This is a genomic window from Spirillospora sp. NPDC049024 (genome assembly GCF_040649235.1).
GTDB lineage: Bacteria > Actinomycetota > Actinomycetes > Streptosporangiales > Streptosporangiaceae > Spirillospora.
Genome location: NZ_JBEZFD010000026.1, coordinates 24,329 through 45,521 on the forward strand (window position 1 = coordinate 24,329; position 21,193 = coordinate 45,521).

20 protein-coding genes are annotated in these 21,193 nt (G+C 73.7%); 8 read left to right on the top strand and 12 right to left on the bottom strand.

The features are described from left to right. Positions 1-105 precede the first annotated feature (105 nt). From AB0C21_RS35840 to AB0C21_RS35855, 4 genes are all read right to left on the bottom strand, one after another. Positions 106-291 (bottom strand): hypothetical protein, encoded by a 186-nt coding sequence (locus AB0C21_RS35840; RefSeq protein WP_149264152.1) that lies wholly within the window; start codon positions 289-291, stop codon positions 106-108. Between the two features lie 129 nt (positions 292-420). Continuing rightward, positions 421-2,277 carry a DUF8508 domain-containing protein gene (locus tag AB0C21_RS35845; protein WP_500210346.1) on the bottom strand — a complete coding sequence of 619 codons (1,857 nt, stop codon included), beginning with the start codon at positions 2,275-2,277 and terminating at the stop codon, positions 421-423. A gap of 125 nt (positions 2,278-2,402) precedes the next feature. Next, a complete protein-coding gene (locus tag AB0C21_RS35850) occupies positions 2,403-3,491 on the bottom strand; it encodes an alcohol dehydrogenase catalytic domain-containing protein (protein WP_500210347.1) in 1,089 nt (362 codons plus the stop codon). A gap of 72 nt (positions 3,492-3,563) precedes the next feature. After that, positions 3,564-3,755: a ferredoxin gene (locus tag AB0C21_RS35855; RefSeq protein WP_364412758.1), complete on the bottom strand. Its 192-nt coding sequence runs from the start codon at positions 3,753-3,755 to the stop codon at positions 3,564-3,566. Positions 3,756-3,993: 238 nt separating this feature from the next. Here AB0C21_RS35855 and AB0C21_RS35860 point away from each other — a divergent pair, with 238 nt between their 5' ends. Next, a complete protein-coding gene (locus AB0C21_RS35860; RefSeq protein WP_500210474.1) occupies positions 3,994-4,665 on the top strand; it encodes a class I SAM-dependent methyltransferase in 672 nt (223 codons plus the stop codon). Positions 4,666-4,745: 80 nt separating this feature from the next. Here the strand turns inward: AB0C21_RS35860 and AB0C21_RS35865 are convergent, their stop codons facing one another. The 7 genes from AB0C21_RS35865 to AB0C21_RS35895 all read right to left on the bottom strand — a co-directional run bounded on the left by AB0C21_RS35865 (position 4,746) and on the right by AB0C21_RS35895 (position 12,874). Then, the gene (locus AB0C21_RS35865) at positions 4,746-5,861 is read right to left on the bottom strand and encodes a prenyltransferase/squalene oxidase repeat-containing protein (protein ID WP_500210349.1); all 1,116 of its coding nucleotides are present in this window, start codon (positions 5,859-5,861) and stop codon (positions 4,746-4,748) included. Further along, positions 5,851-6,612, bottom strand: a complete 762-nt coding sequence (locus AB0C21_RS35870; RefSeq protein ID WP_200842383.1) for a class I SAM-dependent methyltransferase — start codon at positions 6,610-6,612, stop codon at positions 5,851-5,853. The genes AB0C21_RS35865 and AB0C21_RS35870 overlap by 11 nt, the downstream gene beginning before the upstream one ends. A gap of 43 nt (positions 6,613-6,655) precedes the next feature. After that, complete coding sequence (locus tag AB0C21_RS35875) at positions 6,656-7,939, bottom strand: glycosyltransferase family 4 protein (protein WP_500210350.1); 1,284 nt, start codon at positions 7,937-7,939, stop codon at positions 6,656-6,658. A gap of 28 nt (positions 7,940-7,967) precedes the next feature. Continuing rightward, positions 7,968-9,203 carry a cytochrome P450 gene (locus AB0C21_RS35880; RefSeq protein ID WP_500210351.1) on the bottom strand — a complete coding sequence of 412 codons (1,236 nt, stop codon included), beginning with the start codon at positions 9,201-9,203 and terminating at the stop codon, positions 7,968-7,970. A 36-nt stretch (positions 9,204-9,239) separates the two neighbouring features. Next, on the bottom strand, positions 9,240-10,511 hold the full coding sequence (locus AB0C21_RS35885) for a cytochrome P450 (RefSeq protein ID WP_500210352.1): 1,272 nt from the start codon (positions 10,509-10,511) through the stop codon (positions 9,240-9,242). A gap of 169 nt (positions 10,512-10,680) precedes the next feature. Continuing rightward, complete coding sequence (locus AB0C21_RS35890; RefSeq protein ID WP_500210353.1) at positions 10,681-11,670, bottom strand: MBL fold metallo-hydrolase; 990 nt, start codon at positions 11,668-11,670, stop codon at positions 10,681-10,683. Between the two features lie 43 nt (positions 11,671-11,713). Then, the gene (locus AB0C21_RS35895) at positions 11,714-12,874 is read right to left on the bottom strand and encodes a steroid 3-ketoacyl-CoA thiolase (protein WP_500210354.1); all 1,161 of its coding nucleotides are present in this window, start codon (positions 12,872-12,874) and stop codon (positions 11,714-11,716) included. 256 nt (positions 12,875-13,130) lie between these two features. Between AB0C21_RS35895 and AB0C21_RS35900 the strand changes: the two genes are divergently transcribed. After that, a complete protein-coding gene (locus AB0C21_RS35900) occupies positions 13,131-13,535 on the top strand; it encodes a hypothetical protein (protein WP_149264142.1) in 405 nt (134 codons plus the stop codon). 35 nt (positions 13,536-13,570) lie between these two features. On the opposite strand, the gene AB0C21_RS35905 is transcribed toward AB0C21_RS35900, so the two are convergent. Next, positions 13,571-14,755, bottom strand: coding sequence for a cytochrome P450 (locus AB0C21_RS35905; RefSeq protein WP_500210355.1), 1,185 nt, complete (start codon positions 14,753-14,755; stop codon positions 13,571-13,573). Positions 14,756-14,945: 190 nt separating this feature from the next. Here AB0C21_RS35905 and AB0C21_RS35910 point away from each other — a divergent pair, with 190 nt between their 5' ends. Genes AB0C21_RS35910 through AB0C21_RS35935 form a run of 6 tightly spaced genes read left to right on the top strand, consistent with a single transcriptional unit; the run spans position 14,946 to position 21,190 of the window. After that, positions 14,946-15,947, top strand: a complete 1,002-nt coding sequence (locus tag AB0C21_RS35910) for a 3-oxoacyl-ACP synthase III family protein (protein ID WP_500210356.1) — start codon at positions 14,946-14,948, stop codon at positions 15,945-15,947. Positions 15,948-15,949: 2 nt separating this feature from the next. Further along, positions 15,950-16,720, top strand: a complete 771-nt coding sequence (locus tag AB0C21_RS35915) for a glycosyltransferase family 2 protein (protein WP_500210358.1) — start codon at positions 15,950-15,952, stop codon at positions 16,718-16,720. A gap of 16 nt (positions 16,721-16,736) precedes the next feature. Next, positions 16,737-17,906: a cytochrome P450 gene (locus tag AB0C21_RS35920; protein WP_500210359.1), complete on the top strand. Its 1,170-nt coding sequence runs from the start codon at positions 16,737-16,739 to the stop codon at positions 17,904-17,906. After that, complete coding sequence (locus AB0C21_RS35925) at positions 17,903-19,432, top strand: class I adenylate-forming enzyme family protein (RefSeq protein ID WP_500210361.1); 1,530 nt, start codon at positions 17,903-17,905, stop codon at positions 19,430-19,432. Before AB0C21_RS35920 ends, AB0C21_RS35925 begins: the two co-directional genes overlap by 4 nt. A 47-nt stretch (positions 19,433-19,479) precedes the next feature. Then, positions 19,480-20,406 (top strand): NAD-dependent epimerase/dehydratase family protein, encoded by a 927-nt coding sequence (locus tag AB0C21_RS35930; protein ID WP_500210362.1) that lies wholly within the window; start codon positions 19,480-19,482, stop codon positions 20,404-20,406. 49 nt (positions 20,407-20,455) lie between these two features. Further along, on the top strand, positions 20,456-21,190 hold the full coding sequence (locus tag AB0C21_RS35935; protein WP_500210363.1) for a Clp protease N-terminal domain-containing protein: 735 nt from the start codon (positions 20,456-20,458) through the stop codon (positions 21,188-21,190). Positions 21,191-21,193: the final 3 nt, after the last annotated feature.

The window sequence follows — 21,193 nt, forward strand, 5'->3', positions numbered from 1 at the left end:
CCGGAGCGGCGACGTGCACCTGTCGCGCGGGAGACGGCCCGCTCTTCAGGACACGGGCCGCCCCGCGGCGGGGGTGCGGGGCGGCCCGTGCCCGGTTCCGGGGGGTCAGAACTCGATGTGGAAGTCCACGCCGAGCAGTACGAGGACCCACAGGAAGATCGCCAGCAGCGCGCTGATGATCTTCGCGACCAGGCCCTCGTTGATGTAGCCGCGGTCCCAGGCGATGAACACGCCGATGACCAGGTAGATGAGGCCGAACAGACCGATGTGCGGCCGATATCGGGTCGCCATGGAAGGCGTCTCCTCCCGGTGGGGGGTTGTGCCGATCGGTCGCTGCCCCACCGGCCGGGAAGAAAACCTCGGAGGCGTTCCGGACGTTACCGTTCCGTACTTTTTGGCAGCCCCCAAAATCGGGGAGCGTTATCTTCCGGCCAGTGCGATGCGGACGACCGTGGGGTCGCGGTCGCCGGCGCGGTCGGCGAACTCCGCGTTGCGGTGCACCACGTCGTACTCGTGCCGGCTCCCGCGCAGCGCCCGGCTCAGCAGGATGTGGTCGAGGTCCTCGGCGTTGCCGCCGGTGATCGCCGTGTAGCGGTCGCCCGCGGGCAGTTCGGCGGGCAGGTCGGCGAGCCCCGCGCCCGCGGCGAGGGTGCGGACCGGCGCGGACGTCCCGCGGTCGCCGAGGTCGCCCGCCACGATCACGCTGGCGCGCGCGTCCACCCTCCGGACGGAGTTCACGAAGCCCGCGACCACGCGGGCCTGCGCGTCCCGGCGCCACTGGGTGGGCTGGGCGGGCGGCTGGCGGCGGCCGAACAGCGGCTGGTCGTCGCCGGTGCGGGGGAACCACTGGTTGGCGACGACGATGATGCGGCGGCCCCGCCAGGTCAGCTCCCCGGCGATCGGCTTGCGGGTGCCGGCCCACGCGGCGTCGCCCGGCGCGATCCGCCCGGGGCTCAGCGTGAGCCCGGCCGTGCCGCCGCGCGGGACCGCCCTGACCGGGGTGACGGCCGGGTCGGGCCGCGCGGGCGGGTCGTCCGGGACGGGCTCCGACAGCGACGGCCGGTCGACGAACGCGAGCCCGCGGTCGGTGCGGAACAGGAACCCCACCCGCTCGTTGGCGCCCTTGCGGCCGTCGGCGTTGTCGCGCGGGTCGACCGACCGCCAGTCGTAAGCGGGGCCGCCCGCCGCGCTGATCGCCGTGATCAGCTGCGCGACGCTCTGGTCGTCGGTGACGGTGCCGTCGTCGTCCGCGCCGCTGTTGTCGCCGAGGCCGCTCACCGCGACGAGGTCGGGGGAGCTCAGGCCGTCCACGATGTCGCGCGCCGCGGCGTCGAACCGCGCGGCCGGGGCGTCGGGGCTCAGCCCGTCGAGCCCGACGGTGGCGACCGCGAGCTCGCCGGGGCGCTGCGCCCGGGTCGCCTCGCGGGCGAGCCCGCCCGGGGCGCGCCGCGGCGTCGCGGTGAGGAGCAGCTTGTAGTCGCCGTAGGAGTAGTCGAGGACGCCGCGGTTCGCGCCGGGCAGCCGGTCGCCGACGTCCATGCCGGGCAGCGGGGCGAGCGCGTCGTCGAGGATGACCCGCTCGGGGTTGGCGTCGCCGTCGCGCAGGAGGACGCCGCCGCGGGCCGTCCGCGGCCCGGCGCCCGCGCCGCCCGAGGGCAGCACGGGCAGCTCGCCGTAGCGGGACGGACCGGCCGCGACGGCGTCGCGCAGTTCGATCCGCATGCCTTCGAGGGCCTCGTAGAAGTCGAGGGCGTCGCGGCGCGGGTCGAACGCGCCGCCGCGCTCGACGTCCCCGACTCCGCGCTCGATGACGCCCGGTGCCCTGCGCCCGCCCGGGCCGAGCGGGGTGGCGGGCGGCAGCGGCGTCCCGTGCGCGTCGACCTTGGCGGCGGTCGCGTCGATCTCGGTCCGGGTGAGCCCGCCCGACGAGCCGCCGTCCGGCCGGAACTCGCTGACCCTGCCGTCCACCCGGACCGCGTCGCCGACCGCCGCCTCCGGCCGGGTGCGGGTGAAGACGAAGACGCCCTCGGACGTCGCCGGGCTCCTGTCGGGGCGCGGGTCCTGCATCCAGAAGCCGTTGGTGGTCACCGCCGTCACGACGCCCGGCACCCCGGCGACCGCCGAGCCCTTCAGGGGGGAGAGGTGCGCGGCGCCCTGGATGTCATGGATCCGGACGGCCCGCGGCGCCGCCTGTGCCGCGGCGACCGGGACGAGCGGCCCCAAGAGCCCCATCGCGATCGCCGCCGTGGCCGGGAGCCTCCGCAGACCGTGCACCACCCGCGCTCCAAGCCCGACTCGCAGCCCGACAGAACAGACATGGATGATACGCGTCCGCGAAACATGCGGCGCGCCGTCCCGGGATGGGCGCGGTTTGCGGGACGGCGCGCCGCAGATCGGGGGACTCAGTCGAACAGGACGACCTGGCGGATCACTTCGCCGTTGTTCAGGGCGCGGACGGCGTCGTTGAGGTCCTCGAAGCCGATCCGGCGGCTGATGAGGCCGTCGATGTCGAGCTTCCCGGCGCGCCAGAGGTCGACGAACAGCGGGATGTCGCGCTTGAGGTCGCAGCCGCCGTACAGGGACGCCTTCAGGCTCTTGCCGTCGAACAGCAGCGCAAAGGCGGTCTGGCTCCAGTTGTCGTCGAAGGCGCCCGCGCCCACCACGATGACGTCGCCGCCGCGCCGGGTCGCGTTCCACGCCGTGGTGATCGCCGCCGACTTGCCGACGACCTCGAAGGTGTAGTCGAAGCCGGCGCCGCCGGTGAGCAGCCCCTTGGCCTCCTCCAGGCCGTCCAGCGTCGCCGTGTGGGTCGCGCCGAACTGCTCGGCGATCGAGTGCTTGGCCTCGTTCGGGTCGATCGCGAGGATGGTGGACGCGCCCGCGATCCGCGCGCCCTGGATGACCGAGAGCCCGACACCGCCCGCGCCGACCACCGCGACCTTGGAGCCCGGCGTCACCTTCGCCGTGTTGATCACGGCGCCGACGCCGGTGGGGATGCCGCAGCCGAGCAGGGCCGCGAACTCGAACGGGATGTCCTCCGCGATCTTGATCACGCCGCGGCGGGGCAGCACGATCTCCTCCGCCCAGGTGCCGGCGCCCGCCATGCCGAACGCGGGGCTGCCGTCGCCGAGCTTGAACCCCGGCTCGGAGAACGACCGCGCGAGGTAGGTCATGCACAGGTACGGCTCGCCGCGCAGGCACTCGGCGCACTCCCCGCAGTCGGGGGTCCAGTTGACGACGACGTGGTCGCCGGGCCGGACGCCGGTCACCCGGTCGCCGACCTCCGCCACGACCCCGGCGCCCTCGTGCCCGATGACCGTCGGCAGCGCCGAGGGCAGCACGCCCGTCATGGTGGACAGGTCGGAGTGGCAGACCCCGGTCGCCTTGATCCTGACCTTCACCTGGTCGGGACCCGGATCGATCGTCGAGACGTCGTCGCGCAGGTCGAGTTCCTTGTCGCCGACCGCATGCAGTACCGCGGCGCGTGCCATGGCTGCCTCCACTGTGCCTGAGCTGTTACCGGGGGTCTGGGGTGGGTGAACGGGGGGCGGGCAGCCGTCCGGCTACTCCTCCAGCGTCAGCGCGGCCTTCGGGCACGACCGCACCGCGTGCCGCACGCGGTCCTGCTCCTCGGGCGGGACGTCCGGCCGCAGGATCTGCAGCTCGTCGTCGTCGTTGAGGTCGAACACCTCGGGGGCGAGCCCGACGCACACGGCGTTCGCCTCGCACACCAGCGGGTCGACTCGTACTCTCATCGTCTGCTCCGTTCGAGAGGACACACCCGTCAACCTACCGAATATCGTTCGGAAACGGGTGGTTCACCTCGAAAGTAGAACACGTTCCAGCGCGGTCCGGCAAGACTCGGGGTGAGACTCGGGTCTCATCCCGGCTATGTCGGATATGGTGCCCCGACGGAGGAGATCGATGACCCACACCAAGGCGTCCACCGGACCGGGGACGACCAGCGACGACGCACCGCCGGCGGGAACGCCGATGCCCGCCGAGCTGCTGCGCGCCGCGCGCGGCGCCAAGGGCTTCATGCCGGACGGCGAGGGCCTCGCCCTGTACGAGACGGGCCTGGAGTACGGCGCCCGCCTGGCCGCGACCGGGCCGATGCTGGAGGTCGGCACCTACTGCGGCAAGTCCGCCGTGTACCTGGGGACGGCCGCCAGGCTGGCGGGCACGGTCCTGGTCACCGTCGACCACCACCACGGCTCGGAGGAGAACCAGGCGGGCTGGGAGCACCACGACCCGTCCCTGGTCGACCCGAGCACCGGCCGGATGGACACCCTGCCCAAGTTCCGCAAGACGATCCTCGCGGCCGGGCTGGAGGACGAGGTCGTCGCCATCGTCGGGCAGTCCCGCACCGTCTCGGCGTTCTGGCGGACGCCGCTGGCGCTGCTGTTCATCGATGGCGGCCACGCCGAGGAGCACGCGCGGGGCGACTACGAGGGCTGGGCTCCGCACGTCGCTGTCGGCGGGGCCCTTGTGATCCACGACGTCTTCCCCGACCCGGCGGACGGGGGCCAGGCCCCTTACCGCCTCTACCAGCGGGCGCTGGCGAGCGGCGCGTTCGAGGAGCGCCGTGTGGAGGGCTCGCTGCGCGTCCTGGAACGCGTAAGCGTCGCCGACCCGCTCACCCCCGCCCAGAACGAGCCCGCCTGAGCGAGCACGTCCAGCCCGGACCGCCTGAAGATGCTCGCCTGAGCAGGCCCGCCTGACCCGTGCCCCGTCCGGGGAGCGGGTCAGGCGCGGTTGGCGGCCGCGACGAGCGCGCAGCCGCACGCCAGCGGGTCGGACGCCTCCGACGGCCCGAGCGGCCGTCCCGCGATCTCCTTGAACAGCCGGGCGCCGGGGGAGGCGTCCGCCAGCGCGTCCGCCGCCAGGACCACCGCCGCCGCCGTGTAGGTGGAGCGGTCCCCGGGGAAGTGGCGCTCGTTCTCGAACTGCCAGCCCGTCCAGTACGAGCCGTCCTCGTGCCGGAGGTGCTGGATGGTGGCGAACAGCTCCAGCGCGCGGTCGCGGTCGCCCGCGGCGTCCAGCGCCAGCACCAGCTCGCAGCTCTCCGCCGCGGTCACCCACGGCTGGTCCGACACGCAGCGGCAGCCGAGGCCCGGCACCACGAACGTGTCCCAGCCCTCGTCGAAGCGGCGCGCCGCGTCCGCGCCCCGGACGGGCCCGCCGAGCACCGGGTAGTACCAGTCCATCGACCAGCGGCTCTTGTCGGCGAACGCCTCCGGATGCGCGGCCACCACGTGCCCGAGCTGGTCGGCGGCCAGCTCCCAGTCCGGCTGGTGCTCGCCGAGCCGCTCGGCCAGCGCGACCGCGCAGCGCAGCGACTGGTAGATGGACGAGCAGCCGGTCAGCAGGGCGTGGTCGGACGGCTCGCCGTCCTCGTGCCGGATCCAGATGATCTCGCCGCGCCCGGTCTGCAGCCCGAGCGTGAAGTCGATCGCCCGCCGGACCGCCGGCCACATGTGCCGCGCGAAGTCCTCGTCCCCGGTGGTCAGCAGCTCGTGCCACACGCCCACCGCGACGTAGGCGGCGTGGTTGGACTCGCCGCCCGGCTCGGTGACCTCGCCCAGCACCCACTTCGCGGGCCACGACCCGTCCGGGCGCTGGACGCCGCGCAGCCACTCGTAGGCCCGCCTGGCCTCCGCGCCGAGCCCGGCGACCGACAGCGCCATCGCGGCCTCGACGTGGTTCCAGGCGTCCACGTGCCCGGGGACGCCGTGCGTCGGCGAGAACCACGGGATCGCGCCGGACGGCTCCTGCTGGGCCGCGATGCTCCGCGCGGTGGCGACGACGTCGTCCGCCGTCAGGACTCCGGGGACCGAGGGCGGCGCGGTCTCAGACCGCATCCGCCGTCTCCTTGGCCGGGGCCGCCGGCGCGTCCGGCGCCGCGGGCTTGGCGAAGTAGACGACGACGCTCTTGCCGATCAGCGGGTTCATCACGCGCTCGGCCAGCCGGGTCGCGAGCGGCCGCTTCATGATGTCCCAGACGAGGATCTGGTGGTAGGCCTTGGCGAGCGGGTTGCCGTCGTTGTCCACCCCCACCGCGCACTTGATCCACCAGTACGGGGCGTGCAGCCCGTGCGCGTGGTGGTGGCCGCCGACCCGGAAGCCGACCGACTTCAGCTTGGCCTCCAGCTCGGCGCGGGTGTAGATCCGCACGTGCCCGCCGGGGGCGGTGTGGTAGTCCTCCGAGAGGGCCCAGCAGACGCGCTCGGGCAGCCAGCTCGGCACCGTCACCGCCAGCCTGCCGCCCGGCTTGAGGACGCGCAGCAGCTCCCGCATCGCCCGCATGTCGTCGGGGATGTGCTCCAGCACCTCGGACGCGATGATCGCGTCGAAGTGGTCGTCGGGGAACGGCAGGTCCAGCGCGTCGCCCTGCACGGTCTCGGCGGTCGCGTCCTCGGGCACCTGGCCTTCGAGGCGCATCGCCCCGAACATCTTGTCGACGCCGGACAGCTCCCCGGCGTCCTGGTCGAAGGCCACGACGTGCGCACCCCGCCGGTACAGCTCGAAGGCGTGCCGTCCGGCGCCGCATCCCATGTCGAGGACGCGGTCTCCGGGGGAGATGCGGAACCGCTGGAAATCCACGGTCAGCAGGGTCGTGCTCCTTCCGTACAGGGACGCGTCTGCGGACGCTCCCTCACTTGCCCTTGCGCGCGGCTAGACGCCGGTAGTTCTGCTGGGTGATGGCGGCGCGGTAGTGCTCCACGGTGGCCTGCGCCACGGCGGGCCAGGCGAACCGCTCCTGGACGCGCGCGAGGCCGGCGGCTCCCACCCGCGCACGCTCCTCGGCGGAGTCGTGCAGGCGGTGCAGGGTCGCGGCCAGTTCCTCCACGTCGCCCGGGGCGACCAGGACGCCGGCGTCGCCGACGACCTCGGGCAGCGCGCCGGCGCGGCTCGCCACCAGCGGCGTTCCGGACGCCATGTGCTCCACGGCCGGGAGGGAGAACCCCTCGTAGCGCGAGGGCACGACGGCGATCTCCGCGGACGCCAGCAGCTCGCCCAGCTCGTCGTCGCTGATGCCGCTGACGAACCGGACCCGCTCGCCGAGCGCCAGCTCGCGCACGAGCCGCTCGGTCGGGCCGTCCTTCCGCGGCCGGCTGACCACGATCACGTGGACGTCCCGCTCGGTGGCGACCTTGGCGACCGCGCGCAGCAGCACGTCCACGCCCTTGATCGGCGCGTCGGCGCTGGCCATCGCGACGATCCGGCCGGGGACGCGCTCGCCGCGCGGGTGGAAGATCCGGGTGTCGACGCCGAGCGGCAGGATCTCGATGTCGCGCGGGTCGACCTTGAAGTCCTTGACGATGTCGACCTTGGACGACTCCGACACCGTCAGCACGGGCCCGATCCGCCGCGACACCTGCGACTGCATCCCGACGAACCCGTACCAGCGGCGCTTGCCGAGCTTCTGCTTGAGGCCGCGGGCGGCCTCGATGTCGATCCGCCGGTCGACGCTGATCGGGTGGTGGATGCTCGTCACCAGCGGCAGCCCGAGCCGGGCGATGCCGAGGTTGCCGAGGCCGAGCACCTGGTTGTCGTGCACGACGTCGAAGTCGCGGCGGCGCCCGCGCAGCAGCCGCAGGGCGCGCAGGCTGAACGTCAGCGGCTCGGGGAAGCCGCCCGTCTTCATGTGCGCGAACTCCAGGACGTCCAGCCAGTCGCGGAACTCGCCGAGGGCAGGGGTGCGGAAGGGGTCCTCGTCCCGGTACAGGTCAAGGCTCGGCAGCTTGGTGAGGGTGATCTCCTCGCGGTCGAGCTCCGGATACGGCTGGCCGGAGATGACCTCCACCTCGTGCCCGAGATCGACCAGCTCCCTGCTCAGGTGCCGGAGGTAGACGCCCTGCCCGCCGCAGTGCGGCTTGCTGCGGTACGAGAGCAGGGCCACCCGCAACGGACCGCCCGCCTCGCCTGCCTCACCCACGCCGTCCCCTGCCCACGCACCACTCCCGTCAGTCGAGGGACGCCGGACGCACCCGTACCGGCATCTCCTTTACCCCATTGATGAAACTAGACCTTAGCCTGCGAACGTTACCGCTGAGTTCAATATTGGGCATGGCGTCCAAGAGTGTTTCGAAGAGCACACTCAGCTCAAGCCGGGCGAGATGGGACCCCAGGCAGAAGTGCGGACCCCCGCCGCCGAAGCCGAGGTGCGGGTTCGGGTCCCGTCCCACGTCGAAGCGGTACGGGTCGGCGAACACGGCCTCGTCGCGGTTGGCGGAGGAGTAGAACACCACGACCTTGTCGCCCTCGGCGATCTTCCGGCCGCGGATCTCGGTGTCCCGGACGGCCGTCCGCCGGAACAGGTTGACCGGGGTGACCCAGCGGACGATCTCGTCCACCGCCGTCCGGACCAGGGACGGGTCGGCCTTCAGCCGCTCCCACTCGAGCGGATGCTCCAGCAGCGCGTGCATGCCGCCGGAGGCCGCGTTCCGGGTCGTCTCGTTCCCGGCGACCGACAGCAGCAGCACGAACAGCTCGAACTCGTCCCCGGTCAGCACCTCCCCGCCGGCGTCCGGCTGGAGCAGCCGGGTGACGATGTCCTCGCGCGGGTTCTCCTTCCGGGCCGCCGCCAGCTCGTTGGCGTAGGCGTACAGCTCGGTCGCCGCCTCCTGGCCCTCCTCCGGCGTCCGCTGGAACTCCGGGTCGTCCCCGCCGATCAGCGTGTTCGACCAGTGGAAGATCTTCTCCCGGTCCTCGGGCGGCGCGCCGAGCAGCTCGCAGATCACGTACAGCGGCAGCGGCGCCGCCAGGTCGCGGACGAAGTCGGCCTCCTCCCCGCGCTCGGCGGTCTCGGCCACGAGCAGCCGGCAGATGTCGCGGATGTGCTGCTCCAGCGCGCCGATCGCGCGCGGGGTGAAACCCCGGTTGACGATGCTCCGCTTGCGCGTGTGCTCCGGCGGGTCCTGGTTGAGCATCATCATCCGCTGCAGGACGAGGTGCTCCTCCGGGGGCTCGTCGAACAGCGCGAGCCGCCGCCAGGACGAGAAGAGCTCCGGATGCCGCGACACGTGCACGACGTCCTCGTGCCGGGTGATCGCCCAGAACGGGGGGTAGCCCCGCTCCGGGTCGCCGTGGTGCCGGAACACCGGCTCGTGCTCGCGCAGCCAGGCCAGCTGCCCGTGCGGGACGCCGCTGTGCTCGTACGCGCCGGGGTCGACCAGTTCGATGTCGGGGGTGGTGGTCATCGCCTCGAACCTCCTCGTCCGGAGTGATGGGCGCCGTCAACCTCCCAGGGGGGCCGAGGGCGTGAAACGCACCGGGATCTCCTTGTAGCCGTTGACGAAGTTGGACCGCAAGCGGCGCGGCTTCCCGGCGAGCTCGATGTCGGGCATGCGCTCCAGGATCGTCTCGAAGATGATCCGCAGGTTCATCCGCGCGAGGTGCGTGCCCAGGCAGTAGTGCGGGCCGCCGCCGCCGAAGCCGATGTGCGGGTTCGGGTCGCGCGCCACGTCGAAGGCGAACGGGTTCTCGAACACGCGCTCGTCGCGGTTCGCGGACCCGTAGAACATCACGACCTTGTCCCCGGCCTTGATCTGCTGCCCGCCGATCTCGGTGTCCACCAGGGCCGTCCGGCGGAACTGGTTGATCGGGCTGACCCAGCGGACGATCTCCTCGACCGCCTTCGGCAGCAGGCTGCGGTCCTCCCGCAGCCGGGCCCACTGGTCCGGCCGCTCGAAGAAGGCGATCATGCCGCCCGCGGTGGCGGTCCGGGTGGTCTCGTTCCCGGCGATCGACAGCATGATCACGAACAGCTGGAACTCCTCCAGCGTGATCCTGCCGCCGTCGGCGTCGGGCGTCAGCAGCTTGGTCACGATGTCGTCGCGCGGCGTGGACTCGCGCGCCGCGGCGAGCTGCCCGCCCCACTCGGCGAACTCGGCGGCGCACAGCGTCGACTCCTCGCGGCCCCCGATGAACTCGGGGTCGTTGAACGCGACGAGCTTGTTCGACCAGTGGAAGATCTTCTCGCGGTCCTCCATCGGCGCGCCGAGCAGCTCGCAGATCGTGTACAGCGGCAGCGGCGCCGCGAACCGCTCGACGAAGTCGCACTCGCCCAGCGGGGCGGCCTCGTCGATCAGCTCGTTGCAGATCTTGCGGATGTGGTCCTCCAGCCGCCCGATCATCCGCGGGGTGAAGCCCTTGTTGACCAGGGCGCGCAGCCGGGTGTGGTCCGGCGGGTCCTGGAACAGCATCATCTGCCCGTACATGGCGATGTCGTCGCTGGAGAACTCCTCGAACATCGACGTCCGCTCGTGCGAGGAGTACGGGTCGGCGCGGCGCGACACCGAGACCACGTCCTCGTGCCGCGTGATCGCCCAGAAGCCCGGCACGCCGTCGTTGGGGTCCGGGTGCCAGTGGACGGGGTCGTTGTCGCGCAGCCACTGGAACTGGCGGTGCGGGATCCCGCCGCGCTCGTAGACGCCCGGATCGATGATGTCGATCTCGGGGGCCCGGAAGGCCCGGGCGAGGGAGTCGGGGGACGTCGCGAGTGCCATGGAAGATCCTTCGTGCCGGGGTGGAGACCACACGAGGCGAGCAGGCCGTTTGAGCGCTTGCTTGGTGCAACGCACCTAGAACAGGTTCTAACATGAGACTCCAGTCTCATCAAGGGTCTCGCCCAGGAGAGTGACCCACGACGCACCCGCCCGGACCCGCGGGGGCGGGTCAGCGGAGTCTGTAGCGGAGGGGGTCGTCGGTGCCCTCGCGGCGGGCGACGCCCCGGGTCTCCAGGGTGCGCAGGTGGGCGGCGGCCTCGGCGGCGGCCATCCGGCGGGCCTGCTGGGCCATGTCCGCCCACGGGTGGCGCCAGGTGAGGCCGGCGGTGAGGTCCCAGAGGGTGACGGGGGTCGACGACAGCAGCGCCGCCACCTCCGCGAGGCGCTCCTCGTGGTGGGCGATGATCTCGCGGGCGCGCTCCCCGAGGCCGCGGAAGCGGTACTGGTGGGCGGGCAGGACCTCGTCCACGCCCATGGCGGACACCTTGTCGAGCGAGCCGAGGAAGCCGCTCAGCGGGTCCACGTCCGGGGTGTCGTACGGGTAGAGGCCGATGTGCGGGGTGATGCGCGGCAGGACGTGGTCACCGGTGAAGATGCGGTCGCCGTCCTCCAGGTTCAGGCAGATGTGGCCGGGGGAGTGGCCGGGCGTCCAGACGGCCCGCAGCCGGCGGCCGGGCACGTCCACCAGGTCGCCGTCGGACAGCTCGCGGTCCGGGATCGCGGGCGGCGAGACCCGGGCCGGCTGGGTCGGCCCGGTCAGGTCCGACTCGGCCGCGCCGGCGCGGCGGAGCGCGGTCAGCTCGAACGCGCGCCGCCCGCCGTGCCCGACCTCGTGGAAGAGCCGGACGATCGCGGCGTCGGCGTGGTGCATGGCGATCCAGGCGCCGGACGCCTCCCGGACCCGGCCGGCGAGACCCGAGTGGTCGGGGTGGAAGTGGGTGACGACCACCCCGTGCACGTCGGCGACGTCGATCCCGAACGTGCCGAGCCCGTCGCGCAGGGACGCCCAGGCGTCCTCGTGCTGCCAGCCCGCGTCGATCAGGACGGGCCCCCGGGGGCTCTCCAGCGCGTACACCAGCGTGTACGCGAGGGGGTTGTCCGGGATGGGGACGGGAACGCTCCACAGCCCCCCGCCGAGGTCCTCAGGTTCCGGCTGCACCGAGACCGCCTTTCGCGCCTGTCGTGACTCTGTCGGACGGTGTTCAGACCCTTTCCAGGATCGTGGCGGTGGAGAGGGCGCCGCCCGCGCACATCGTGACGAGGGCCGTGCCCGCGTCGCGGCGCTCCAGCTCGTGCAGCGCGGTGGTGATCAGCCGCGCGCCGGTCGCGCCGACGGGGTGCCCGATGGCGATGGCGCCGCCGTTGACGTTGACCTTGTCCATGTCCGGCTTGTGGACCGCCGCCCAGGACAGCACGATCGACGCGAACGCCTCGTTGATCTCGGTGATGTCGATGTCGCCCATCGTCATGCCGGAGCGCTGGAGGACGCGCTCGGTCGACTGCACCGGGCCGTCCAGGTGGTAGTACGGCTCGCCGCCGACGAGGGCCTGCGCCCGGATGCGGGCGCGCGGCCGCAGCCCGAGGGCCCGCGCCTTCTCCTCCGACATGAGCAGGACGGCGGCGGCGCCGTCGGAGATCTGCGAGGAGGTGCCCGCCGTGTGCAGGCCCTCGGGGCCGAGGACGGGCTTCAGCTTGGCGAGCCCGTCCGCGGTCGTCTCGCGCAGGCCCTGGTCGCGGGTGACCTCGCGGGTCTCGCCGGTGACGTCGCCCTCGGCGTCCAGGACGGGCGCGGCGATGGGGGCGATCTCGCGGTCGAAGCGGCCGTCCGCCCAGGCCTTGGCGGCGAGCTGCTGGGAGCGGGCGCCGAACGCGTCGAGGTCGGCGCGGGTGATGCCGCGGCGGGCGGCGATCCGCTCGGCGGCCTCGAACTGGTTCGGCATGTCGAGCGACCAGTCGTCGGGCCGCGGGTTGGCGGGCAGGACGTTGCTGCCGAGCGGGGCGCGGCTCATCACCTCGACGCCGCAGCCGATCGCGACGTCCACGACGCCGGCCGCGATCTGGGACGCCGCGAGGTGCACACCCTGCTGCGAGGAGCCGCACTGCGCGTCGATCGTGGTCACGCCGGCCTGCCACGGCAGCCCGGCGTACAGCCAGGAGTAGCGGCCGATGTGCGATCCCTGCTCGCCGGCCTGCGTGACGCAGCCCGCGAAGACCTGCTCCACCTCGGCGGCGTCGATGCCGGAGCGTTCGACGACGGCGTTCATGGCGTGCGCGAGGACGGCCATCGGCTTCAGGCCCGCGAGCCAGCCGCCACGCTTGCCGAGCGGCGTGCGCACCGCCTCGACGATCACCGGGGTACCCATGCGGTCTCCTTGTAGAACAGAATTCCTAGAACAGGATTCGCCTTTGACTGTAACGTGTTCTAACTTTCCGGGGGAAGGGCGGTCCCGGTCAGAGGGATCCCGCACCGGACGCCCGGCTCCCCGGGGCCTCCCGGCCAGGGCGGACACGCGGCCGGCGCCTCGGGAAGGCGGCTCGCCGGAACGCGGCGGCCGGGGGAGCGTCGGCCGCGTCCATTAGCCTGGGGCGCACGACGAGCCCCCCGCGCCGGAGAGTCCCATGGCCGCAGATTTCGACGAGCCCGTGTTCGACGAGGACTTCGTCAGGAGCGCCGTCTTCACCGAACCGTCCGCGCGCGAGCGCGCCCGCCCGCCGGGGCGGCGCGAGCGGTGGCGGGCGCGCCGGGCACGGCGGCGCGCCCGAGGCGGCGGTTCCACGCTGCGCCGCCGGGGCCGCGAGCCGAGCCACCGGACGGCGGTGGTCCAGGTCATCGGCGCCGTGCTGGTGCTGTTCGCGGTCTCCTTCGCGCTCTGGTGGTGGAACTCCGCGCCCCGCGACGAGCAGCCGGCGCGGCCGGTGAGCCCGACGATCACGCACTCCCCGGCGCCCGCCCCGACCCCGACGGCCCCGACCCCGACCGCCCCGCAGAAGGACGCCCCGCCCACCGAGATCCCCGAGGTCTAGCAGGGCGGGGCCTCGCGGCCTCGGCGCCGCAGAGGTCAGGCGAGCCGCACGCGCAGTTCGGCGTACGACGGGACGAGGACGCGGCGGGCCGGGCGGCGGGACACCACCCGGTACGGGCGCCCGGACGACAGCAGGGTCTCCAGCATCCGGGCCACCTGCACACGCGCCACGGCGGCGCCGAGGCACAGGTGGCGCCCGCCGCCGAACCACAGCTGGCGCGTCTCGGGCACGTACGCGCGGCGGACGTCGAACGGCCCGGCCGCGCCGGTCGCCCGGTAGGTCAGCAGCAGGACCCGGTCGCCCGCGCGGAGCCGCCGCCCGCCGACCGCCGCGTCCCGGGCGACGTGCCGTCCGATCACCGGCGCCGGGGCGGCGACGCGCAGCCCCTCGCGCACCGCGTTGCCGGTGAGGGACGGGTCGTCCAGCAGCGCCCGCTGCCCTCCGGTGTCGTGCAGCAGCGCGGCGGTGCGGACGGTCCCGGACGCCCCGGTCTCCGTCCCGGCGATCACCAGCAGGGTCGCCAGGCCGCGGGCGAGCGGCAGGCCGAGGTCCAGCTCGCGGCAGCGGCCGAGCAGGGTGTCCGGCCCGGCCGTCCGGTAGGCGTGCGGGACGCCCGCGGTGATCTCGTCCACGATCGCGCGGGCCCGCGCGACGACCGCCGGGTCGAGGTCGGTGGACGCGGTCGTGCCCAGCGCCAGCCGGGCGAGCCGCTCCCCGGCGGCGAAGAGCCCGCGGTAGGCGGCGTCCGCCCGGCCGGCGGGCAGGCCCAGCAGGTCGGCGACCATGCGCCCGGCCAGCACGCGCGCCGCGTCGGCGACGTCCACGCCCGCCCCGGAGGCGAGGCGCGCGGCGAGCGCGGCGTGGGTCCGGCCTTGGGAACGTTCCACCAGGGCCTGCGCTGCGTCCTCGGTGAACAGGTCGCGGGCGCGGGTGCGGATCTCGGTGTGCGCGGCCCCGCCGAAGAACCGCGCCATCTCGTCCCCGAACAGCTGCGTCCAGAGGTGGCCGACGCCGCCCTCGCCGTTCATGCCGAAGCTGACGTGGTCGTTGAGGACCTCCCGCGCGAGGACGGGGTCGGTCACCACCCACCCGAGCCTCGGTACGCGGGTGATGGGTCCGGTGTGGCGCGCCGCCTCCAGGAGGGCGAAGAGGCCGGGGTTCGCGGCCCACAGCAGCCGTGCCTCGTTCCGTGCGGCGCTCGCGGTCTTCGTGCTGGTCACCCGCCGATTCTGGCGGGCGGGGGAGCCGCACGGAAGCGCGAAACCCCTCAAATCGGGCTAAGTGGCAGTACTCACGGCGAACCGGGTACAACGCCCGGTCAGGGATGCGTAGGGTTCCTCTCACCGGGAGCGCCCGCGGTCGGCGAGGCTGGCCGGAGACCGAGCACCAGGAACCGGGGGACCCGAGCCCATGAGAGCCCGCATCACCGCCGTCGCCGCGCACCTGCCGGACCGGACGGTCAGCAGCGCCGAGGTCGAGGCCCGCGTCGCGGCCGAGAGCGCCGGGTACCGTCCGCACCACACGATCGTGGAGCGGATGACCGGCATCCGCGCCCGGCACGTCATGCGCGACGACGAGCAGGCGTCCGACCTCGCCGTCGCCGCGGCCCGCCGCGTGCTCGCCGACCGCGCGGTCGAGCCCGCCGGCGTCGACCTGCTGGTGTTCGGGTCGGCGTCGCAGGACCTCATCGAGCCCGCGACCGCGCACATCGTCGCCGCCAAGCTCGGCGCGACCTGCCCCGTCTTCGACGTCAAGAACGCCTGCAACAGCTTCCTCAACGGGCTCCAGATGGCGGACGCGCTGATCCGCACCGGCCAGCACGAGCGCGTCCTGGTCTGCACGGGCGAGAGCCCGTCCCGCGCGATCCGCTGGAAGGTGCGCGACCGCGCCCAGTTCGTGGACGCCTTCGCCGGCTACACCCTCTCCGACGGCGGCGCCGCGATGCTCGTCGAGGCCGCCCCGGACGGCGGGATCTTCTACCGCGACTTCGCCGCCGTCTCCAGCGCCTGGCGGATCGGGACGCTCCCGGCGGGCGGCTCCATGCACCCGCGCGACCCCGAGTACACCTACTTCAGCGGGGACGGCCGCCGGCTGAAGGACGCCTTTCTCGCGACCGGACCGGAGATCTTCACCACCGCGCTCGCCAAGACCGGGCTGACCTGGGACGACTTCGCGGTCATCGGCGTCCACCAGGTGACGCTGCCGTACCTGGAGACGCTGCGCGCGGTCCTCGGCGTCCCGCCGGACCGGCTCGTCGTCACCCTGCCCGAGCACGGCAACGTCGCGTCCGCGAGCCTGCCGCTGCAGATCGCCACCGCGCTCGCCGAGGGGCGCTGCGGCCCCGGCGACCGGATCGCGCTGATCGGGCTCGCCGGCGGCGTGAGCCTCGGCGTCATGTTCGCGGAGCTGTGATCATGAACCCCCCGAACCCGATGAACCTCTGGATCGTCGTCCCCGCCTTCAACGAGGAGCGCTCGATCGGCGCGACCCTGCGCCGGCTCGCCGAGCAGACCGACACCGGCTTCAGCCTCGTCGTCGTCGACAACGGCAGCACGGACGCCACCGCCACCGTCGTCAAGGAGTTCGCGGCTGACGCCGCGGCGTTCGACGTCCGGATCGTCCACGAGCCGGAGAAGGGGACCGGGGCCGCCGCCGACACCGGCGTCCGGCACGCGATCGGCGCGGGCGCCACGCACGTCGCCCGCACCGACGCCGACTGCCTGCCCCACCCCGGCTGGGTCGCGGCGGTGAAGCGGGCGTTCGCCGAGGGCCTGGAGATGGTGTCCGGGCCGCTGCTGCCGCGCACCGACGAGTTCCGCCTGAAATTCTGGGAGCGCCGCCTGCTGCCCGCCGTCATCGACATCGCCGCCCTCTTCGGGCGCTTCCGCCCCGGCAACCAGGACCCGTTCTACCTCGGCCCGTACGTCATGATGCCGGGCTGCAACGTCGCGATCACGGCCGATCTGTACGAGCGGGCGGGCGGCTTCCCCCGCACCCGCATCGAGGACGTGCACGAGGACCGCGCGCTGGTCAACCGCGTCCGCTACGTGACCGACGCCTACGGGCTGCGGAAGGACGTCGCCGTGTACGGGTCCGTGCGCAGGCTCCGCGCGTTCGGCCTCGTCAGGACCCTCGGCTGGTACGCCGACCACCGCTACCGCCCCGAGGTCGTGGACATCAGATGAGCGGCGGGGACATCCGATGAACTGGGAGGAGCGGCTCTACCTGACCGCGCACCCGGTCGCCTACCCGTTCCTGCGCGGGGTCGCACGGCGCGGCCCGATCGTGCGCGTGCCCGGGATCGGCGTAGTGGTGAACGACGCCGTCCTGGCCCGCGAGGTCCTCATGGACGGCGAGACGTTCCGCAAGGACGGACCGGGTTCGCCCGGCGAGCTGTGGACGCCCGTCCTGGGGCCGTCGGTCCTGCTCAACATGGAGGGCGACGCGCACCGTGCCCTCCGCCGCCGCCTCACCGACCTGTTCGTCCCGTCCTACACCGAGGACCTGTGCGCCCGCGTGCTCGCCGAGCCCCTGGCCGGGCTGGCGGACCGCCTGCGGCGCGGCGCGGCCGTCGACCTGGTGGACGCGGCGCGGGTCATGGCCGGGACCGTGATCGGCGAGGTGATCGGGCTCGAAGGCGGCACCGAGGCCGCCTACCGGGACCTGTTCGAGCAGGGCGAGCGGATCGTCTCGATGGTGTCGCTGCGCACGCGGCGGCTCTCCCCGTCCCAGGTCCGGCGCGCCCGCGCGGTGCTCGACCCGCTCGGCGACATCGCGGCGAAGTCCTACCTGGCGGGGGACGAGTCCACGGTCATGGGGCGGATGCGGGCCCTCGGCCTGTCGGAGGACGAGGCCCGCGGCGCCGCCGGCGCGTTCTTCCTCACCGGCACCGAGACCGTCGCCACGCTGCTGCCGCGCCTGATCGCCCTGCTCGCCGACCACGGGCAGCTCGACCGCGTGGCCCGGGACGGCGCCCTCCTGGACCGGGCCGTCGAGGAGGCGATGCGGGTCACGACGCCGACGCCGGTCATGCTGCGCAGCGTGCACCGCCCTGCCGAGGTCGGCGGGGTCGCCATCCGCCCCGGCGAGCGGGTGCTGATCGCCACCCACAACTGCTGCCGCGCCTACGGCCCGTTCGACCTCGACCGCCCGCACCCGCCCGAGCTGCGCCGCCTGTGGTTCGGGGCCGGGCCGCACTTCTGCATCGGCTACCCGCTGGCCATGGCGCAGATCCGCCTGGTCGCCCGGACGCTGCTGGCCGCCGCGCCGCTCACGGTCACGCGCCGGGCCGCCGCCCGGAACGTCCTGATCCCGACGTACCGCCACCTCGCCGTCCGATCCGGGCGCGGACGTGAAGGAGAGGCGGCATGACGCTCGTCCGGCGGCTCATCGACCAGGCGGCGCGGACGCCCGGCGCCGTCGCCCTGGTCTCCGGGGACGGGGCGGAGCTGACCTACGGCGAGCTGCGGCGGCAGGTGCTCGCCGTCCGGCACGGGCTGCTGTCGGGCGGGCTCGCCGCGGGCGACGGCGTGCTGTTCTCCGTGCGCCCCTCGCCGGAGTCGCTCGTCCTCGCGCTGGGCGTGGTCGCGGCCGGGGGAGTGGTCGTGTTCGCCGACCCGGGGGCCGGGCCCGAGATGTTCACCGCGCGGCTGCGGCTGGCGCGCCCCCGCTGGTCGGCGGCGGAGTCGGTGCTGTACGCGGGCAGCAGGCTCCGGCCCGTCCGAACGTACGCGCGGCGGCGGGGGCTGCTGCTGCCGAACCTCGCGGACCTGCGGATCCCGGGCGAGGGCCCGATGCGGCACATCCGCGTCGGCCGCCGGCTGCCGGGTGTGCCCAGGAACGCGCTGTCCTTCGCGCGCCTGGCCCGCGGCGAGGCTCCCGAGCCCGACCGCGAACCCGATCCGGACGCGCCCGCCGCGGTGATCTTCACCTCGGGGACGACGGCGGACCCGCGCGCGGTCGTCCACACGCAGGCGTCCCTGGCGGCGGCGCTCGACCTGTTCCGCTCCCGGCTCCCGCTCGGGCCGGGGGACGTCGTCCACACCGACCAGCTCATGCTCGGCCTGCCGACGCTGATCGCGGGCGCGCGCTGGTCGATGCCGCCCCTGTTCTGCGCGCCCGCCGACTTCGCGCGGCTGATGCGCGAGCGGCGGGCCACGCACACGTTCTGCGTTCCCGTCCACCTGGCCGAGATCCTGGACGCGTGCCGCGAGCTGCCGCCGTCCGTCCGGTACGTGCTGCTCGGCGCGGCCCCCGCGCCCGCGGCCATCCTCCGGCGGGCGATGGAGGCCGCCCCCTCGGCAGAGGTCCTGTCGGTGTACGCGATGACGGAGATCCTGCCCGTGGCGATCGCGTCCGCGCAGGAGAAGCTCGCCCATGCCGGGCCCGGCGACCTGCTCGGTGCGCCGCTGCCCGGCGTCGGCGCCCGCCTGGCCGACGACGGGGAGCTGCTGCTGTCCGGCCCCAACCTCTGCCGCGGGTACCTCGGCGCGGACCCCGTCTCCGAGCTGCCGACCGGCGACCTCGCGCGGCTGGACGGCGGCCGCCTCGTCCTGACGGGCCGCAAGAAGGACATGCTGATCCGCGGCAAGTTCAACCTCTACCCCGGCCTTTACGAACCCGCGATCGCCGCGCTGCCCGACGTGGCCGAGGCCGCCATCGTGGGCGTGCCGGACCCGCGGACGGGGGACGAGGAGGTCGTCCTCGCGGTGGTCGGCCCCCGCGACCTCCCCGCCCGGCTGCGCCGCGCCCTGCCTGATCGGCTGCGCCGCGCCCTGCCGGACGTCATCGACCACGACGCCCTCCCGGACCGCATCGTCGTCCTGGACGACCTCCCCCGCTCAGGACGCACCCGCAAGCTCGACCGGGACCGGCTCCGGGAACTGGTGGTGCGGTGAGGCTGGTGAAGCGGTGAGGCCGGTGACGCGGTGAGGCTGGTGAAGCGGTGAGGATCGCGGTGACGGGCGCCTCGGGGTTCGTCGGCGGCGCGGTGTGCCGGGCGCTCGCGTCCGAGGGCGCCACCGTGTTCGCGTTCGGTCGCCGCCCGGCGGTGGCCGCCGAGCATGTGGGCGGCGCGGCCTACCGCTCATGGGACCTGACACGAGGCCCAATGCCGGACGCCCCCGCCGTGGACGCCGTCGTCCACTGCGCGGGGAGCGTCACCGACTGGGGACCCGCGGCCTCCCTCTTCGCCGCCAACCTCACCGGCACCCACAACGCATTGGCGAGCTTTCTGGGCACCCGGTTCGTGCACGTCAGCACGGCCAGCGTGTACGACCCGTTCCGTCCGAGCGTCATGGCGCGCGAGGACGAGGCCCCGGTGCGCCGCTACATGAACGCCTACGGCGCCTCGAAGGCCGCCGCCGAACGGCTGGCCATGGAGCGCGGCGCGGTCGTCCTCCGTCCCCACGCGGTCTACGGTCCCGGCGACACGACGCTCCTGCCCCGCGTCCTGTCGGCGGTGCGCGGGCCGCTGCTGCCCGCCGTGGGCACCGGGCGCCAGCGCATCAGCCTGACGTCGATCGGGAACCTGGTCCAGGCCTGCGTCCTGGCCGCGACGGGCCCGGTGGCCCCCGGCGTCTTCAACGTGGCGGACGCGGAGCCGGTCGCGATCGACGACGCGTTCCGCGCGATCCTGCGCGAGCGCGGCGTCCGGGCGCGCCCCGTGTACGTCCCGGCCCGCGCCGCCCGCCCGCTCGCCGCCGCCGCCGAGGGGGTGTTCCTGCTGGCCCGCCGTCCCGAACCGCCGAGGCTCACCCGCTACGCCATCAGCCATCTCGCCCTGGAGCGCACCCTCGACATCACCGCCGCGCGGGAGTCCCTCGGCTACGACCCCGACCCGACGTCCTTCGCCGGAGCAGCCGACTGGTGACCGTCAACCCAAGGTTGACGATCCAGGATCGTCAACCTATGGTTGACGCATGACCGAACCGCAGCGCCCACCCGTCCAGGTCCGCCTCGACGACCTGATCAACGGCATCAAGAAGACCCACACCGACGCCCTCGAACAGCTGACCAGCGCGGTCCTCGCCGCCGAGCACCTCGGCGAGGTCGCCGACCACCTCATCGGCCACTTCGTGGACCAGGCCCGCCGCTCCGGCGCGTCCTGGACGGAGATCGGCAAGAGCATGGGCGTCAGCAAGCAGGCGGCGCAGAAGCGCTTCGTCTCCAAGGGGGAGAACCCGGACCTCGATCCCTCGCAGGGCTTCTCCCGCTACACCGAGCGCGCCCGCAAGGTCGTCGTGGCCTCCATGAGCGAGGCCCGCGCCGCCGGCCACGCCGAGATCACCCCGGCCCACCTCGTCCTCGCCCTGCTCACCGAGCCGGAGGCGCTCGCCGCCAGGGCGATCCTCGCCCAGGACGTCCTGCTGGACACCGTCCGGCAGGCCGCGACCGCTGCGCTGCCCCCGGGCGGCGAGGAGGTCCCCGAGCTCATCCCCTTCGACCAGGACGCCAAGAAGGCCCTCGAACTGACGTTCCGCGAGGCCCTGCGGCTCGGCCACAACTACATCGGCACCGAGCACATCCTCCTCGCCCTGCTGGAATTCGAGAACGGCACGGGGATCCTCTCCGGAGCGGGCGTCGACAAGGCGGCCGCCGAGGCGAACATCACCGCGGCGCTGGAGGCGATCGTCGCCAAGACGGACACGCCGTGAAGC